The sequence below is a fragment of the Mesorhizobium sp. ORS 3428 genome (assembly GCF_001854785.1).
Classification (GTDB): domain Bacteria; phylum Pseudomonadota; class Alphaproteobacteria; order Rhizobiales; family Rhizobiaceae; genus Mesorhizobium.
The window spans coordinates 40,920-58,146 of record NZ_MDFL01000117.1 but is presented as its reverse complement, the minus strand read 5'-3'; the positions used below and the strand labels follow the sequence as shown (position 1 = coordinate 58,146).

Annotated in this window: 13 protein-coding genes; 8 read left to right on the top strand and 5 right to left on the bottom strand. The window is 64.6% G+C overall.

All coding sequences use genetic code 11. From position 1 onward, the window contains the following. Positions 1-108: 108 nt before the first annotated feature. On the bottom strand, positions 109-579 hold the full coding sequence (locus tag ORS3428_RS16505; protein WP_071099354.1) for a VOC family protein: 471 nt from the start codon (positions 577-579) through the stop codon (positions 109-111). A gap of 254 nt (positions 580-833) precedes the next feature. Here ORS3428_RS16505 and ilvD point away from each other — a divergent pair, with 254 nt between their 5' ends. Then, positions 834-2,678, top strand: a complete 1,845-nt coding sequence (gene ilvD / locus ORS3428_RS16500; protein WP_071099399.1) for a dihydroxy-acid dehydratase — start codon at positions 834-836, stop codon at positions 2,676-2,678. Positions 2,679-2,799: 121 nt separating this feature from the next. Here the strand turns inward: ilvD and ORS3428_RS16495 are convergent, their stop codons facing one another. After that, positions 2,800-4,554: an ABC transporter ATP-binding protein gene (locus tag ORS3428_RS16495; protein WP_071099353.1), complete on the bottom strand. Its 1,755-nt coding sequence runs from the start codon at positions 4,552-4,554 to the stop codon at positions 2,800-2,802. Between the two features lie 172 nt (positions 4,555-4,726). On the opposite strand from ORS3428_RS16495, the gene ORS3428_RS16490 reads away from it, so the two are divergent. Together ORS3428_RS16490 and ORS3428_RS16485 are read left to right on the top strand one after the other, a co-directional pair. Beyond that, the gene (locus ORS3428_RS16490) at positions 4,727-6,007 is read left to right on the top strand and encodes an amidohydrolase family protein (RefSeq protein ID WP_071099352.1); all 1,281 of its coding nucleotides are present in this window, start codon (positions 4,727-4,729) and stop codon (positions 6,005-6,007) included. Positions 6,008-6,088: 81 nt separating this feature from the next. Next, entirely contained in the window at positions 6,089-7,012 is a 924-nt protein-coding gene (locus ORS3428_RS16485) for a DMT family transporter (RefSeq protein ID WP_071099351.1), read from the top strand. 53 nt (positions 7,013-7,065) lie between these two features. On the opposite strand, the gene ORS3428_RS16480 is transcribed toward ORS3428_RS16485, so the two are convergent. Beyond that, positions 7,066-7,965 carry a phosphotransferase family protein gene (locus ORS3428_RS16480; RefSeq protein WP_071099350.1) on the bottom strand — a complete coding sequence of 300 codons (900 nt, stop codon included), beginning with the start codon at positions 7,963-7,965 and terminating at the stop codon, positions 7,066-7,068. Between the two features lie 95 nt (positions 7,966-8,060). On the opposite strand from ORS3428_RS16480, the gene ORS3428_RS16475 reads away from it, so the two are divergent. Continuing rightward, a complete protein-coding gene (locus ORS3428_RS16475; RefSeq protein WP_071099349.1) occupies positions 8,061-8,693 on the top strand; it encodes a class I SAM-dependent DNA methyltransferase in 633 nt (210 codons plus the stop codon). Between the two features lie 322 nt (positions 8,694-9,015). Here the strand turns inward: ORS3428_RS16475 and ORS3428_RS16470 are convergent, their stop codons facing one another. Then, a complete protein-coding gene (locus ORS3428_RS16470) occupies positions 9,016-11,457 on the bottom strand; it encodes a GcvT family protein (RefSeq protein ID WP_071099348.1) in 2,442 nt (813 codons plus the stop codon). Continuing rightward, entirely contained in the window at positions 11,454-12,350 is an 897-nt protein-coding gene (locus ORS3428_RS16465) for a phosphotransferase family protein (protein WP_071099398.1), read from the bottom strand. The genes ORS3428_RS16470 and ORS3428_RS16465 overlap by 4 nt, the downstream gene beginning before the upstream one ends. A gap of 385 nt (positions 12,351-12,735) precedes the next feature. Here ORS3428_RS16465 and ORS3428_RS16460 point away from each other — a divergent pair, with 385 nt between their 5' ends. The 4 genes from ORS3428_RS16460 (at position 12,736) to ORS3428_RS16445 (ending at position 17,024) form a co-directional block, all read left to right on the top strand. Further along, the gene (locus tag ORS3428_RS16460; protein ID WP_071099347.1) at positions 12,736-13,500 is read left to right on the top strand and encodes a DeoR/GlpR family DNA-binding transcription regulator; all 765 of its coding nucleotides are present in this window, start codon (positions 12,736-12,738) and stop codon (positions 13,498-13,500) included. A 67-nt stretch (positions 13,501-13,567) separates the two neighbouring features. Next, positions 13,568-14,479, top strand: coding sequence for a LysR substrate-binding domain-containing protein (locus ORS3428_RS16455; protein WP_071099346.1), 912 nt, complete (start codon positions 13,568-13,570; stop codon positions 14,477-14,479). Between the two features lie 201 nt (positions 14,480-14,680). After that, positions 14,681-15,835, top strand: coding sequence for an ABC transporter substrate-binding protein (locus ORS3428_RS16450; RefSeq protein ID WP_071099397.1), 1,155 nt, complete (start codon positions 14,681-14,683; stop codon positions 15,833-15,835). Positions 15,836-16,025: 190 nt separating this feature from the next. Beyond that, positions 16,026-17,024 (top strand): ABC transporter ATP-binding protein, encoded by a 999-nt coding sequence (locus tag ORS3428_RS16445; protein ID WP_071099345.1) that lies wholly within the window; start codon positions 16,026-16,028, stop codon positions 17,022-17,024. The last annotated feature ends 203 nt before the right edge of the window (positions 17,025-17,227 follow it).

Sequence of the window (17,227 nt, the reverse complement as noted above, 5' to 3'; positions counted from 1 at the left end):
GCCGGAGCTTGTCCCTTCTCCCCGTTCTTCACGGGAGAAGGTGGYGGCAGCCGGATGAGGGGCAGCGCCGGCTTCGGCTCTATTTCAACAACAGGGCCTCGTCTTCGCTCACCCCTTCGCCGCCGCTTCGATCTTGGCGATCTCGATCTTGCCCATCTGCATCATGGCCTGCATGACGCGGCTGGCCTTGGCCTGGTCGGGGTCCTGAAGCAGGCGCGGCAGCTGTTCGGGCACGACCTGCCAGGAAACGCCGAACTTGTCCTTCAGCCAGCCGCACGGCCCGGGCTGACCGCCGCCTTCGGTGAGCCTGCTCCAGAAATGATCGACCTCTTCCTGCGTCTCGCAGTCGATCGACAGCGAGATCGCCTCGGTGAACTTGTATTGCGGGCCGCCGTTCAGCGCCTGGAAAGTCACGCCGTCGAGCTCGAACGAGGCGACCAGCACCTGGCCTGCCTGCGGATGGCCCTTGGGCCAGCGCGTGATGCTCAACACTTTCGAATTCTTGAAGATGGAAATGTAGTGGTTCATGGCCTCCTCGGCCTGGCCGTCGAACCATAGGAAGGTGGTGATCTTTTGCATGTCTGCTCCTCGAACGTGCTCTCAGGGTGTCCATCTTCAAACGGCGCGCCGGCGATTTCATGCCGTCTTGCGGCCGTCTGCCCCAAGGACGCGTCGGTTGGACGCGACCCGACAGCGCCTTCAAAATTTCCCGACGATTTGTGGYGCAGCGCAAAAATGTGGCAAGGTGGGGCCATGGCCGCTATAACCCCTGGCGACTGAATTCAGCGCCGCCGCGCCTTTGCTTGGCGCGGCCAGCCAGCAAGGACAATACGATGCCTGCCTATCGTTCCCGCACCACCACCCACGGCCGCAACATGGCCGGCGCCCGCGGTCTGTGGCGCGCCACCGGCATGAAGGACAGCGATTTCGGCAAGCCGATCATCGCTGTGGTCAATTCCTTCACCCAGTTCGTGCCCGGCCATGTGCATCTGAAGGACCTTGGCCAGCTCGTCGCTCGCGAGATCGAGAAGGCCGGCGGCGTCGCCAAGGAGTTCAACACCATCGCCGTCGATGACGRCATCGCGATGGGCCATGACGGCATGCTCTATTCGCTGCCGTCGCGCGAGCTGATCGCCGACTCCGTCGAATACATGGTCAACGCGCATTGCGCCGACGCCATGGTCTGCATCTCCAACTGCGACAAGATCACCCCCGGCATGCTGATGGCCAGCTTGCGCCTCAACATCCCGTCCGTCTTCGTGTCCGGCGGGCCGATGGAGGCGGGCAAGGTGGTGCTGGCCGGCAAGGCRCAGGCGCTTGACCTTGTCGACGCCATGGTTGCCGCCGCCGACGACCGGGTCTCCGACGAGGACGTCAAGGTCATCGAGCGCTCGGCCTGCCCGACCTGCGGCTCCTGCTCCGGCATGTTCACGGCGAATTCGATGAACTGCCTGACCGAGGCGCTCGGCCTCTCTCTGCCGGGCAATGGTTCGACTTTGGCCACGCACGCCGACCGCAAGCGCCTGTTCGTCGAGGCCGGCCACCTGATCGTCGATCTCGCCCAGCGCTACTATGAGCAAAACGACGAAAGTGCGCTGCCGCGCAGCATCGCCTCCAAGGGCGCGTTCGAGAATGCGATGGCGCTCGACATCGCCATGGGCGGGTCGACCAACACGGTGCTGCACATTCTAGCCGCCGCGCATGAGGGCGAGGTCGACTTCACCATGGAAGACATCGACCGGCTGTCGCGCAAGGTGCCGGTGCTTTGCAAGGTGGCGCCGGCCAAGGCCGACGTGCACATGGAGGATGTCCACCGCGCCGGCGGGATCATGGCCATCCTCGGAGAACTCGACCGGGCCGGCCTGGTCAATCGCGATCTGCCTACCGTCCACACCGCATCCCTTGGCGAAGCGCTCGACCGTTGGGACATCGCCCGCACCTCGGCCGAGAATGTGCACTCCTTCTTCCGCGCCGCGCCCGGCGGCGTGCCGACACAGGTCGCCTTCAGCCAGGACCGCCGCTGGGACGAGCTCGACCTCGACCGGGAGAAGGGCGTCATCCGCTCCGCAAAGACGCCGTTCTCGCAGGACGGCGGCCTTGCCGTGCTCAAGGGCAACCTGGCGCTCGACGGCTGCATCGTGAAGACCGCCGGCGTTGACGAGTCGATCCTTAAATTCACCGGGCCGGCCCGCGTCTTCGAGAGCCAGGACGCGAGCGTCAAGGCGATCCTCGGCAACGAGATCAAGCCCGGCGACATCGTCGTCGTCCGCTATGAGGGGCCGCGCGGCGGCCCAGGCATGCAGGAGATGCTCTACCCGACCAGCTATCTGAAGTCGAAGGGCCTCGGCAAAGCCTGCGCGCTGATCACCGACGGCCGCTTCTCCGGCGGCACGTCGGGCCTGTCGATCGGCCACGTCTCGCCCGAGGCCGCCGAAGGCGGGCTGATCGGCCTGGTGCAGGAAGGCGATACGATCGAGATCRACATCCCGAACCGCAAGATCCATCTCGCCGTCAGCGAGGCCGARCTTGAAGCTCGCCGCGCCGCGATGGCGGCGAAGGGCGCCGATGCATGGAAGCCGGCGGAAAAGCGCAAGCGCCGGGTGACGACGGCGCTGCGCGCCTACGCCGCTTYCGCCACCAGCGCCGATAAGGGTGCCGTCAGGAAAGTGCCGGAGTGAGTTAGGCTGTGCCCCCTACCTCCCCCTTCTGGGGAGGTCGGACCGAAGGTCCGGGTTGGGGGGGCGCCGCACCCCCACTCCGCTGCTTCGCAGCGACCCTCCCCACAAGGGGGAGGGTGGCTCACGGCATCAGCTGATATTCATAGAGCTTTTGATAGAGCCCGCCCTGCTTGAGCAAGGTCTTGTGCGGGCCGCTTTCCTGCACCTTGCCGTTTTCCAGCACCACGATCGTGTCGGCCTGGTGCACGGTCGACAGCCGGTGCGCGATCACGATCGTCGTACGCCCGACGGTGAGCTGCTGCAGCGCGTCGCGGAACAGCGCCTCCGACTCGGCGTCGAGCGCGCTGGTCGCTTCGTCGAGCAGCAGAATCTCGGCATTGCGCAGCATCGCGCGCGCGATCGAGATGCGCTGGCGCTGGCCGCCGGAAAGCAGCGAGCCATTCTCGCCCACCTCCGTCTCATAGCCCTTGGCCATGGCGCTGATGAAGTCATGCGCATTGGCGGCCTTGGCGGCGGCGATCACCTCCTCATCCGTCGCATCCTCGCGGCCGAGGCGGATATTGTGCATGATCGTGCCGGCAAACAGGAACGTTTCCTGGCTGACATAGGCGATCTTTTCCCTGAGCGAGGCTAGCGTCGCGAAGGAGATGTCCTGGCCGTCGAACATCACCCTGCCGCTCTGCGGGTCGTACATGCGCATGATCAGGTTGAGGATCGTCGACTTGCCGCTGCCGGAAGGCCCGACCAGCGCCGTCATCTTGCCGGCCGCGAATGTCAGGTTGAAACCTTGAAACACCGGCGGGCTTTCCGGATAGGCGAAGCTGACATTGTCGAAACGGATTTCGCCGGGGCCCGGCCGCAACGGCTTGGCGTCGGGCTTTTCGGCAAGCGTCAACGGCCGGTCGGCAAGCTGGAACATCATGCGCACGCCGACGATCCCGGTTTCCAGCGCGATGCGCACGCGCGCCAGACGCTTTGCCGGCTCATAGGCGAGCAGAAGCGCTCCGATGAAGGCCATGATGTCGCCCGGCATCTGGCCGCCCTCCAGTACCAGGAAGCCGCTGACAAAGACGGCGCCGGCAATCGCCAGGCCGGCGAGCGTTTCCATCACCGGACTGGTGGCTGCCTCGAGCGTGGCGATGTTGTTGGCGCGGTTCTGCACGTCGGATACGGCCGTGTACATGCGCTTGCGCATCGCGCCCTCGAGGTTGAAGGATTTGACGACGCGCACGCCGATTGCCGTTTCCTGCATCACATGCACGATCTGGCCGAGTGAGCGGAATTCCATCTGGGAAATCTTGCGGACGCGCTTCAGGATGCGGTTGACGCCGTAAATGGCGACGGGCCCGATGACGAAACAGATCAGGGACAGCGCCGGCTGCTGCCAGACCATCAGCGCCACGAGGGAAATCAAGGTCACCAGGTCGCGCACATAGGAGGTTACGACGAGGTCGAGCACGCTGCGCGCCGCCTGCGCATTGTTCGTCATGCGCGTGATCAGGTCGGATGACGAGGTCGAATGATAGAACTCGATGCCTTGCGCGAGGATGCGGTCATAGATCTTGCGCTGCCGGTCCGCGATGATGGCGTTGCCGACGCGGCTCATGAAATAGGCCTGGACGAAATTCGCCATGCCCTTGAGAACGAAGATCGCCGCGGTTGCCGCGGCGATCAAGTTGACGTGGCCGATTCTCTTGTAAACCACGAATTCGTTGGTGATTTCGCGCAGCATATAAGCGCTGGCTGCCGTCGTGCCGGCCACCACCAGCATCGACAATATGGCGAGGGCGTAGCCGACCATGTGCTCCTGGAAGGATTCCTTCACCAGCCTCGCGACTAGGCRCTGGTTCTCCGTCGAGCGGAAGAAGCGAAACAAACGACTGATCCCATRCCGGCTGCACGAATTTCGGATTCGCCACGAGGGCGAGAGGCGGCTTATAGAGCGAGTTGCCGCCGGAGGAAACCTTTCGCCGTCGGGAAGAAGCGGCTGCGGCAGACGGTCTTTCCGGCCGCGACAATTGCTGATTTCTAGAAGGGGATGACGACAGATGGATTTCGACCTCATCGTGCGCGGCGGCACGTTGCCGGACGGCAGGGTTGCCGACATCGRCATTGCCGGCGAGACCATTCGGGCGATCGAGCCGGAACTGCAGGGCTCGGBGCGGACCGAAATCGACGCCGGCGGCAATCTCGTCTCGCCGCCCTTCGTCGATCCGCACTTCCATATGGACGCCACGCTCTCCTACGGCATTCCGCGCATAAACGCGTCCGGCACGCTGCTCGAAGGCATTGCACTTTGGGGCGAATTGAAGCCGCTGTTGACGCATGAGGCCGTGCGCGACCRCGCGCTTGCCTATTGCGACTGGGCGGTGTCGATGGGCCTGCTTGCCATCCGCACCCATGTCGATGTCTGCGACGATCGGCTGCTTGCGGTGGAAGCCCTGCTCGACGTGAAGAAGACGGTCGCGCCCTATATCGACCTGCAGCTGGTCGCCTTTCCGCAGGACGGGCTCTACCGCTCGCCGACAGCGCGAGAAAACACCATCCGCGCGCTGGATATGGGTGTCGACATCGTCGGCGGCATCCCGCATTWCGAGCGCACCATGGCCGACGGCACGCGCTCCGTCACGGAGCTTTGCGAGATCGCCGCCGAGCGCGGTCTTATGGTGGACATGCATTGCGACGAAACCGACGACCCGCTGTCGCGCCATATCGAACAGCTCGCCTATGAGACGCGGCGCCTCCGCCTGCAGGGCAGGGTGGCCGGCTCGCATCTCACCTCCATGCATTCCATGGACAATTACTACGTCTCGAAGCTCCTRCYGCTGATCGCCGAAGCCGGCGTCTCGGCGATTCCCAATCYGCTGATCAACATCATGCTGCAGGGACGTCACGATACTTTCCCGAAGCGGCGCGGCCTGACCCGCGTGAAGGAGATGCTGGCGCTCGGCATCCGCGTCGGCTGGGGCCAGGACTGCGTGCTCGATCCCTGGTATTCGCTGGGCACCGCCGACATGCTCGACGTCGCCTTCATGGGCTTGCATGTCGCCCAGATGTCGAGCCCGGCGGACATGGCGCGCTGCTTCGATATGGTCACCAACGTCAACGCCGCCATCATGGGCCTCGATCATCTGGGTCTGGCCGTCGGCAAGCGGGCGAGCCTTGTCGTGCTCGATGCCGGCAACCCGATCGAGGCCGTGCGCCTGCGCCCGGAACGCCTCTGCGTCATCGCCAGGGGCAAGGTGGTGGCCGAGCGGACCAGGCAGGAGACCAGGCTGTCGATCGCCGGCCGGCCAGAGAGGGTCAACCGAAGGCACACGACCGCGTAGACCACCCGATTTCCGTCGCTGGTCTTACGGATTGGTCGATTTTTCCTCGTCAAACCGGCCGCGTGCGGCTAGGGAGCCGGAATGGCCGAGTCCCTTGTGCGCAATTTCACCATCAGGAACGTCCTGCTAGCCGGCATCCTCCTGATGCTGGCCGGCGATTTCATGTTCGCGCTGAACGACGCGATGGGCAAATGGCTGGTCGCCTCTTTCTCCGTCGGCCAGGTGGTGCTTATCCGCTCCTTTGGTGCCTTCATCGTGCTTGGCCCGATGATCGCCAACCAGGGCACGGCCAAACTGTTCCAGATGGAAAGGCCGCTGCTGCAGCTCCTGCGCGTGGTGGCGACCACGCTCGACACCGGGCTGTTCTACGCCGCCGTCGTCTACCTGCCGCTCGCCGATGTGATGAGCTTCTACATGGCCGGCCCGATCTATGTCGCCGCGCTCTCGCATCTCCTGCTTGGCGAAAAGGTCGGCTGGCGKCGCTGGCTCGCGATCCTGGTCGGCTTCTGCGGCGTGCTGATCATCTTGAAACCCTCATCGGCGGCGTTCTCGCTGTCGTCGGCCTTTGCCCTGATCGGCAGCATAGCCTTCGCTTTCGCCATCATCCTCAACCGGCGTTTACGCGGAACGAGCGACACCACTTTGGTTACTTGGCAGACCATCGGCACGCTGATCGTCGGCGGCGCGTTCGCCATCGGCATCTGGCGCGCGCCGACGGCCCTCGATTTCGGCGCCATGCTTCTACTCGGCGTCGTCTCGTGCGCCGCCCATCTGATGATCACCCGGGCGCTGAAGCTGGCGCCGGCTTCGACCCTGGCGCCGCTGCACTACAGCCTGCTGCTCTGGGCAGTCGTCTTCGGTCTGGCCTTCTTCGGCGACGTGCCGAGCCCGCGCATCCTGGCCGGCTCGGCGATTGTCGTGCTCGCCGGTCTATTCATCTTCCACCGCCAGAAGGTGGTGGAAACGGTGGTGCCGCCGGAAAACGTGCCGAAGGGCGTGAACTGAGCGGTTTCCGCGAACCGTAAGACGGTTTTCCGCGCAGTCTTCGTATCGCCTGTTCAGCCCTGGCGCACCGCCGCAAGGTGCCGCGAAAACTCGGCCATCTCCATCAGCGCCTYRCAGYGGGCGAAGCGGCCGTCGGCATAGGCACGGAAGTCGTCGACGGGATTGTCGTTGGCAAGCTGGATAAGGCCCCATAGCGTCCAGAGCAGGTCGCACATCGCCTTGTAAATGACGACGCGGCCGCGCTCCGCCGGCCTCGCCTCGTCGCCGAAATAGGCGCGCATCAGTTCTTCGTCCTGGGCAGCGTCGAACCTGCCCTCGACCGAGAGGTCGCCGAGGTCCCACAGCGGATCGTTCATGCCGGAATACTCCCAGTCGACGATCCACATCCTCTCGCCCGTATCGAGGAAGTTCTCGCAGAGCGGATCGCAGTGGCAGGCGGCGAGCTGGATGGGGTGGGCGGCGAGCGCCTCGCGCACCACTTCTGCCTCGCTCACCACGTCGTGGTAGCCCTGAGGCAGCGCGACATCCTTGGTCGACAGCACCTTCAGATAGTCGTCGATCATCGCAAACAATTCGAAGCGGAAGGGAAAGACTGCGCCCGACGAATGCAGCTTGTGGAAGGCCTCGCCCGCGCGTGCCGGGCTGCCCGGCCTTGTCTTGAACTTCTCCGGCGACATCGTCTCGGCGGCTATAAAGCGCGTCGCCAGCAGGCCGGACGCGGGATCGACGAAGAGCACTTCGGGGCTGACGCCGGCCTTCGCCGCCTCGCGCGCCGCCACCGCCTCGTTGGCGCGGTTGATATATTCCTCCGTGCCCTTGCCGGGAATGCGCAGGCAGACCTCGCCGGCCCTGTAGACCAGATTGGTCAGCCCGCCCAGCTGCTCCAGCGKACCCTCGTACCCGGCAAGCGCCGGAATGGCGGCCAGCGCCGCGCGCGCCTTCTCCATCGTCATCCCCCGTTTACCATCACGCCAGCTTCATGGCGGAACGGTTCCACAGTTTTTGCCGCTTGGCTACCATGGTCGGACGCGAATCGGCGAGAGYGGCTATGACGGACGGCAAGCACAACAGCGCACTAAGCGCGGCTTACGCGGCGACCCGACCGGACGAAGTCGCCGCCGTCTATGACAGCTGGGCGGAGACCTATGATGCCGACATGTCGGCCGCCGGCTATCGCCATCCGACGATCTGCCTGGCGCTGCTCGCGCGCCATCTGCCCCGCGGCGCCGCCCCGTTGCTCGACGCCGGCGCCGGCACCGGCCTGATCGGCGAGTGGCTCGCCATCACCGGCTATCCGAAAGTCGAGGCCCTCGACATCTCGCAGGRCATGCTGGACAAGGCGGCCGCCAAGGGCGTGTACGCGGCCCTGCATCGCCTGGCGCTGGGCGGACCCTTGCCCTTCGCCGACGGCGCCTATGCCTGCATCGTCTCGGCCGGCGTCTTCACCTCGGGCCATGTCGGGATCGAAGGCCTGGACGAACTGATCCGCATCTGCCGACCGGGCGGCATCATCGTGCTGACGGTCAAGAACACGCTGTGGCAGGCCGGATTTGYTGAACGCATCGCCGCGCTCGAAGCGCAGGGCACCATAACCCGTGTCGAGGAGACACGGCCCTACGCCTCGATGCCCGGCGAGGGCGACGCGGTGCCGAGCCGGGGCCTGGTCCTGCGCGTCATTTAAGAGCGCTGCCATCGACCGTTTCGACGTTGCAAGAAGAGCGCCGGCGCTGCGGCCAGCCCCTTCTCCCCGTCACTATACGGGGAGAAGGGGCTGGCCGGGCGATGAGGGGCAGCGCTCATTTCGACGATTAACGCGTCCAGCTTCAAGTCGAGGCCCGATGCCCGATTTTGCCTGGCCAGCGCTGGCGCCGCCCCTCACCTGCCTGCCGDCACCCTCTCCCCGTATTGTGACGGGGAGAGGGGCGCTGTGTTGGCGGTTTCGCCAATCGCCAAAGCTGCAGGATGAGACCGGCGCCAGGAGCGCGCCGCATGCGGCGCCCAACCTACGCCTTTATCCTCTCCCCGGCCGGATCATACATCGGCTCGAGATGGATCTTTGCCGGCGTCCGCTCCATCGCCACCACCAGCTCGTAATCGCCTGAGGCGAGGAAATCGTCGCTGACGCCGTCGGCGTTGCGCACATAGCCGTAGCCGATGTTCTTGCCCACCGTGTAGCCATAGCCGCCGCTAGTGAGATAACCGACCGGCTCGCTGTTGCGCAGGATCGTCTCGCGCCCGACCAGCACGATCTCCGGATCGTCGACCGTGAAGCCGGCAAAGCGTTTTGTCAGCGGCTTGCCGGCCGCCTTCTCCAGCGCGCGCCGCCCCACGAAGTCGGTGTTCTTCCTGAGCTTCACCGCCCAGCCGAGGCCTGCTTCCAGCGGCGTGTCGTTGGGCGTGATGTCCGAGCCCCAGGCGCGGTAGCCTTTTTCCAGCCTGAGCGATTCCAGCGCCCGGTAGCCGACCGGCCGGATGCCGTGCTGCTTTACCGCCGCCATCAGCGCGTCGAAGATTTCGCCTGTGGCGGCGATCGGCACATGCAGTTCCCAGCCAAGCTCGCCGACATAGGTCACGCGCAGCGCCCGCACCGTGTGGCCGGCGATGTCGATTTCGYGCGCGTGGCCGAAGGGGAAGGCGGCGTTGGCGACGTCGGCGCCTGTCACCGCCGACAGCACGTCGCGGGCCCGCGGCCCCATCAGCGACAGCGTTCCGAAATCCTCGGTGACGTCCTTCAGCCTGGCGTCGAGACCTTGGCCGATATGGTCGCCGATCCATGAGAGATCATGCGTGCGGAAGCCGGTGCCAGTGACGATGTAGAACCTGTCCTCGCCAAGCCTCGCCACTGTGAGGTCCGCCTCGATGCCGCCGCGCGTGTTGAGAAGCTGCGTGTAGGTCAGCCGGCCGACCGGCTTTTCGATGTCGTTGGCGCAGATCCAGTCGAGCGCCTTCAGCGCATCGGTGCCGGTCATCTCATATTTGGCGAAGGAGGATTGGTCGAAGATGCCGACCTTCTCGCGCACGTGCCGGTGCTCGTCGCCGACCGAGGAAAACCAGTTCTGCCGGCCCATCGAATAGATGTCTTGCGGCTCGACCCTTTCCGGGGCGAACCAGTTCGGCCGCTCCCAGCCGAGCTTGGAGCCGAACACCGCGCGATGTGTCTTCAGCCGCTGATAGAGCGGCGAGACGATGCGCGGCCGGCCGGAAAGATATTCCTCATGCGGGAAGCCGATCGTGTAGTGCTTGCCATAGGCTTCCAGCGTGCGGTCGCGGACCCAGTCGCGGTCGCGRTGCAGGTTGGAAAAACGCCTGATGTCGACCACCCAGAGGTCGAGCGGCGCCTCGCCGTCGACCACCCACTGCGCCAGCACCCAGCCGGCGCCGCCGCCCGAGGCAATGCCGAAGGCGTTGAAGCCGGCGCCGACGAACATGTTGGCGCATTCGGGAGCGACGCCGAGGATGAAGTTGCCGTCCGGCGTGAAGCTTTCGGGGCCGTTGATCATCTGCTTGACGCCGGCATGGGCGAGCGCCGGCACGCGCTCGATCGCCTGGGTCATATGCTGTTCGAAGTGATCGTAATCGTCGTCGAACAGGCGGAACCCCCAGTCGTTGGGAACGTCACCCGTCGTCCAGGCCTGCGGATTCGGCTCGTAGCCCCCCATCACCAGTCCGCCGACCTCCTCCTTGAAATAGGTGCGGCGGTCGGGGTCGCGGATCGTCGGCGCGTCGTTGGCCAACCCCTCGATCTTCTCGGTGATGACATACTGGTGCTTGACCGGCTGCAGCGGCACGTTGATGCCGGCCATGGCGCCGACCTGGCGTKCCCACTGCCCCGCACAGTTCACCACCTTGTCGCAGCCAATGTCGCCCTTCTCGGTCTTCACTGCGATGATGCGGCCGTTCTTCATTTCGAAGCCGGTGACGCGCACGTCCTCGAACAATCTGGCGCCGTGCATTCGAGCGCCCTTGGCGAGCGATTGCGTAATGTCGGAGGGGCTCGCCTGTCCGTCGGTCGGCAGCCAGGAAGCGCCGACGAGGTCGCCCGTTTCCATCAGCGGCCACATGCGCTTCACCTCGGCCGGCGACAGCAACTGCATGTCCATGCCGAAGCTTTTGGCGGTCGTCGCCAGCCGCTTGAACTCGGTCCAGCGGTCGGCGTTGGTGGCGAGCCGCAAACAGCCGGTCATCTTCCAGCCGGTCGCGAGTCCCGTCTCGGCTTCAAGCCCCTTATAGAGCTCGACCGAGTATTTGAGCACGCGGGTGATCGAGGCCGACGATCGCAGCTGCCCGACCAGGCCTGCCGCGTGCCAGGTGGAGCCCGAGGTCAGCTTGCCCTGTTCCAGCAGCACCACATCGGCCTTGTGGTCGCGTGCCAGATGATAGGCGGTCGAACAGCCGATGATGCCGCCGCCGATGACGACGATCCCGGCGTGGCTGGGCAGGGTCATGATCTAGTCCCGTATTTTGTCCGGTAGTTTTCCAGCGCCGCATCGAGCCGCGTGAGGTTCTCCTCGGTATACGCGACGTAGTCGATGCCGGGCGCGTCGAGGTAGAGTTCGGAGACCATGCTCCACATCGCCTCGCGCAGCAGCGAGGCGCATTGCATGGCCGCATGCGACCGGCGGATCTCGCTGTCCGGCTCCTTCATGAAATAGGCGGTCAGGAAGGCAAAGGACTCCTCGTCATTCATGCCGGCATTGGAGGCCGCCCCGGCGAGATCGAACATGGCCGTGTTGAAGCCGGCATATTCGAAATCGATCAGCCAGAGCTTCTTGCCGTCGTCGAGGATGTTGGCCGGCAAAAGATCGTTGTGGCCGAAGACGATCGGCAAAAGCTTCTGCGCCCGTTCGAGCTCGTCGGYGAGTGCCAGGTAGCGCGGCAACTCACCCCTCTTGCGGCTGCCGCCTTCCTCAAGCGTTCGCGCATAGTCGCGGATGACGTGGAACACCCAGAACATGAAGCCGGCGCCGGAGACATGGGCAGGCATCTCGCGGTGGAAGCTGCGCAGCAGCGCTGCCACGCGGCCAAGGTCGGCACGCACGTCCTCGGCGACAAAGGTCCGGGCGCCGAGAAATTCCGTCACCAGAATTCCCGGCTCGGCATAGCGCACGGCCGGCGCGAAGCCTGCCGCGTGCGCCGCCCGCGCAGTCATCACCTCGCGCTCGCGAAAGACATGATGGAACGGGAAGTCCTGGCCGAAGCGCACGACATGCCGCCCGGCGGCGTCCTTGACCACATAGTTCGCGTTGCTGAGGCCGCCCGGCAGCGGTTCGATCTCGATGCGGCCGGCCCAGCAGGGCAGGGCGCGGATGCGGTCTTCGGCAACTACGGGGGCACTCACGGGTTTGTTCCTGCTGCAACCGGCTTTCGACAAGGCGATGGTGAGAGAAAACAGAAAAGCCTCGTCGGTGCGGAACGCCGGGATGGGCATCCCTCACCGCACCGACGAGCCCCTTGGCCAGGTTTAGGATCCCGGCATCCGCCCCCGCGGATTCGAAAAAAGCTCGCGTCAGGCACGTTCCAGACGATCTGGTCGGTCGATTTCGGCTCTGYCATCATCCTCCTGTGGCAGTTCCGAGCCTGTCACGACATCGATCTCACGCCAGTGCCGCGTGCCTGTCAATCAAAAGCTGTGACCTTTTTTGGGTGTTTTGCCCGAAAATATAAGCAATTCCTTTAAAAGCGCTAGGAATGCCTTAGAATCGGTCAAAATCCCGGACATCCATATGAACCACTCGAAACGGCATGGGGAGATCCTGCGGCTGCTCAACGAGGAGGGCACGATTACCATCGCCAGCCTGGCCGAGCGGCTTGGCGTTTCGCTGGAGACGGTGCGGCGCGATGTCAGGCCGCTCACAAACGAGGGATCGATCCGCAAGATGCATGGCGCGGTCAGCCTGCCGTCGATGGCAGGCGAAGCGCCGTTCGAGCGCCGCATGCGCGAGAATGCCGAAGCCAAGCGGCTGATCGCCCGCATGGTTGCGGCCACCATTCGCGACGGCGAGTCGATCATGCTCGACACCGGCACCACCACCTCCTTCCTGGCGCGTGAACTGCTCGGCCATCACCGGCTGACGGTGGTCACCAACTCGTCCGACATCGCCCGCACGCTGGCAACCGTGAACGGCAACAAGGTTTACATGGCCGGCGGCGAATTGCGCAGCGATTCAGGCGCGGCCCTGGGCGCCACGGCGATCGAATTCGTCAGCCGCTTCTYGGTCAGCCACGCGGTCATCTCCATCGGCGCGGTCGATGTCGTCGCCGGCCTTACCGACTACGAGCTGGAAGAAGCGGAATTCGCCCGCATGGTGCTGTCGCGCGGCCAGCGTTCGCTGGTCGTCACCGACCATACCAAGTTCGGCCGCCAGGGGCTGGTCCAGGTCTGCGGCTTCGACGGCTTTTCGGAGCTCGCCACCGACCGGCCGCCGCCGCAGGATATCGCCGCCGCGCTCAACGACGCTGGAGCGCGGCTCAGCATCGCGGCGGCCTAGCGCGAGACCGCGTGGAAAGAGCCGCCGCCGACTTTCCTTCCTGGCCGCGCCGGTGTTTAGTCCGGCCATGGCTTTCACCATCCGCCAGCTCCAGTTCTTCGTCGCCGTCGCCGAGCAGGGCACGGTATCGGGCGCCGCGCAGAACCTATCCATCTCGCAATCCTCGGTCACCGAGGCGATCAAGGAACTGGAGAGCGATCTTGGCGTCGAACTGTTCGAGCGCCATCCGCGCGGCTTGAACATCACCCACAAGGGCCATCAGTTCCTGCGCCACGCCAAGAAGATCCTGGCCGATGTTTCCGACGCGCGTCGCRCCTTCCTCGGCGATCAGCTGACGGCCGGGGGTCGCCTGCAGCTCGGCGTCACCTCGCTGGTCGCCGGCTATGTGCTCTCCGACCTGCTTGCCCGCTACCGCCGCGCCTATCCGAGCGTCGAGGTCTCGGCCATCGAGGACAATGGCGACTATCTCGAGCACCTTTTGGTCGGCGGCAAGCTCGACATCGCCGTCATGGTGACGTCGAATTTGCGCGACCGCACCGCGCTGCAGTCCGAAATCCTCGAGGTCTCCGCCTATCGGCTATGGCTGCCGCTCAGCCACAARCTCGCCAGCGCCGACATTATCGGCATCGGCGATATCGCCTCCGAGCCGCTGATCATGCTCACCGTCGACGAGATCGAGGAGAACACCGGCAAGCTTCTGGCCGCCATCGGCGCCAGGCCGCATGTCGCCTTCCGTACCCGCTCGGTCGAGGCCGTGCGCAGCCTCGTCGCCACTGGGGCCGGCGTGGCGCTCCTGCCCGACCTCGTCTATCGCCCCTGGTCGCTGGAAGGCGACCGCATCGAATCCCGCGATATTTCCGGCTCCCTCCCGGTCGTCCAGGTCGGCATGGTCTGGCGTCGCGGTTCCGGCCTACCGCAGGCCGCCCGCGATTTCATCGGGCTTGCCCAGTCGCAGCGCACGATGCGCCAGCGGGCCTGAGCGATATCGGAAAATCCGATATCGTCTTTCTGATAAATGAATTTGCGAAACCGGATTTTTCACAGCACCTTTCGCACAGGGAACAAAGCCGCCCGGGAGCGGCTGTCGGGGCACGCAAGCTTCGACGTTCAAGTTTGCGCATGATCCTTTCCGAAAACCGAAACCGGTTTCGGGGTCGTGCGCCAAAATGGGAGATCGATGATGAATGCATTCCTGAAGTCATGCACGGCATTGACGGTTGCGCTGACCTTCTCGGGTCAGGCGATCGCCCAGGTGAAGGAGCTCGGCAAAGGCGAGGGCGAGCTCAATATCGTCGCCTGGCCGGGCTATATCGAGCGCGGCGAGACCGACAAGAACTATGACTGGGTCACCGCCTTCGAGAAGGAGACCGGCTGCAAGGTCAACGTCAAGACCGCCAACRCGTCGGACGAGATGGTCTCGCTGATGAACGAAGGCGGCTTCGACCTCGTGACGGCTTCAGGTGATGCCTCGCTGCGCCTCGTCGCGGGCAAGCGTGTGCAGCCGATCAACACCGACCTCATCAAGAGCTGGAAGACGGTGGACGACCGGCTCAAGGACGCTCCCTGGTTCACCGTAGACAAGGTGCATTACGGCGTTCCCTACCAATGGGGTCCGAACATCCTGATGTACAACACCGACGTCTTCAAGGAAGCGCCCAAGAGCTGGAGCGTCGTCTTCGAGGAAATGAAGCTGCCCGACGGCAAGTCGAACAAGGGGCGCGTACAGGCCTATGACGGCCCGATCCACATTGCGGATGCCGCCAACTATCTGATGTTCCACAAGCCGGAACTCGGCATCAAGGATCCCTACGAGCTCAACGAGGACCAGTACAAGGCCGCGCTCGACCTGCTGCGCAAGCAGCGCACGCTGGTCGRCCGCTACTGGCATGACGCCGCGATCCAGGTCGACGACTTCCAGAACGAAGGCGTGGTTGCCTCCGGCTCCTGGCCCTATCAGGTGAACACGCTGGTCGCCRCCAAGAAGCCGGTCGCTTCGACCGTGCCGGAGGAAGGTGWCACCGGCTGGGCCGACACCACCATGATGGAAGCCGACGCCGCCCATCCGAACTGCGCCTATATGTGGCTCGAGCACTCGCTGTCGGCCAAGGTCCAGGGCGATGTCTCGGCCTGGTTCGGCTCGCTGCCGGTGGTGCCGGCCGCCTGCAAGGGCAATGAGTTGCTCGGCGTGGAAGGTTGCAAGACCAACGGTTACGACAATTTCGACAAGATCAAGTTCTGGAAGACGCCGGTGTCGAAATGCGCCAGCCAGAACGACCAGTGCGTGCCCTACTACCGCTGGGTGTCGGACTATATCGGCGTCATTGGCGGACGGTAAGTTCGCCCAGCCTTTAAAAGTTGACGCTGCCCCTCACCCTCACCCTCTCCCCGCGAAGAACGGGGAGAGGGGGTCGCCAGCGCTGGAGTTTGTCCCTTCTCCCCGTCCTTCACGGGGAGAAGGTGCCGGCAGGCCGATGAGGGGCAGCGCCGACATCCGAATTTGAGAGCCTGAAGCTTCAGGACAGCCCATGACCTCCGCCGTTTCCTTCAAACAAGTCTCGCGCCATTTCGGCAGCGTGCGCGCCGTCGACGCGGTCGATCTAGAGATCGCGCCGGGCGAGTTCTTCGCCATGCTTGGGCCGTCCGGCTCCGGCAAAACGACTTGCCTCAGGCTGATCGCCGGCTTCGAGCAGCCGACATCAGGCTCCATCTCCATCTTCGGCGAGCGCGCCGAAGGCGTTCCGCCCTATCGCCGCAACGTCAACACCGTCTTCCAGGACTATGCGCTGTTCCCGCATTTGAATGTGCTGGACAACGTCGCCTACGGGCTGATGGTCAAGGGCGTCGGCAAGGCCGAGCGGCTGAAGGCGGCGGAAGAGGCGCTGTCTCTGGTGCGGCTGCCGGACTACGGTGCGCGCCGTCCCGGCCAGCTTTCCGGCGGCCAGCGCCAGCGCGTCGCGCTTGCCCGTGCGCTGGTCAACCAGCCCAAGGTGCTGCTGCTCGACGAGCCGCTCGGCGCGCTCGACCTCAAGCTGCGCGAGAACATGCAGGAAGAGCTGAAGTCGCTGCAGAAGGTGCTCGGCATCACCTTCGTCTTCGTCACCCATGACCAGGGCGAGGCGCTTTCGATGGCCGATCGCGTCGCGGTCTTCAACGACGGCAGGATCATGCAGGTYGGCACGCCGGAGGATATCTACCAGCGGCCGAAGACCCGTTTCGTCGCCGACTTTGTCGGCTCGTCAAACGTACTGCCGCCGGATTTCGTCCAGCGCTATTCGGGCCAGCTCCGTTGGGGCAGCCTTCGGCCCGAATCCATCCGCGTGTCCCGCGCGACGAGCGGCGACGGCGTTGCAGCGCGGCTCGTCGGAACCAACTATCTCGGCGCCACGACCAGGCTGGCGCTCGATGCCGATGGCCTTCGTCTGCATGCCATGGTGCCGGCGGGCACCGCGCTGCCGGCAGAGGGCGAGGCCGTAATGCTCACTTTCAATCGCGAGCACCTGCATCTGATGGACGAACAGGCATGATTGAGGTTTGCGCGAAGCACCCCCCTCTGTCCTGCCGGACATCTCCCCCGCAAGGAGGGAGATTGGCTGTCGCCACCGGCTTCGCCAATTTTCGACGTTGCAGAACTGGCGGGGCAGACAAGCTGCTGATCTCCCCCCTTGCGGGGGAGATGTCCGGCAGGACAGAGGGGGGTGTGAAGGAACGCGGCCTTTCCGCCATTGAT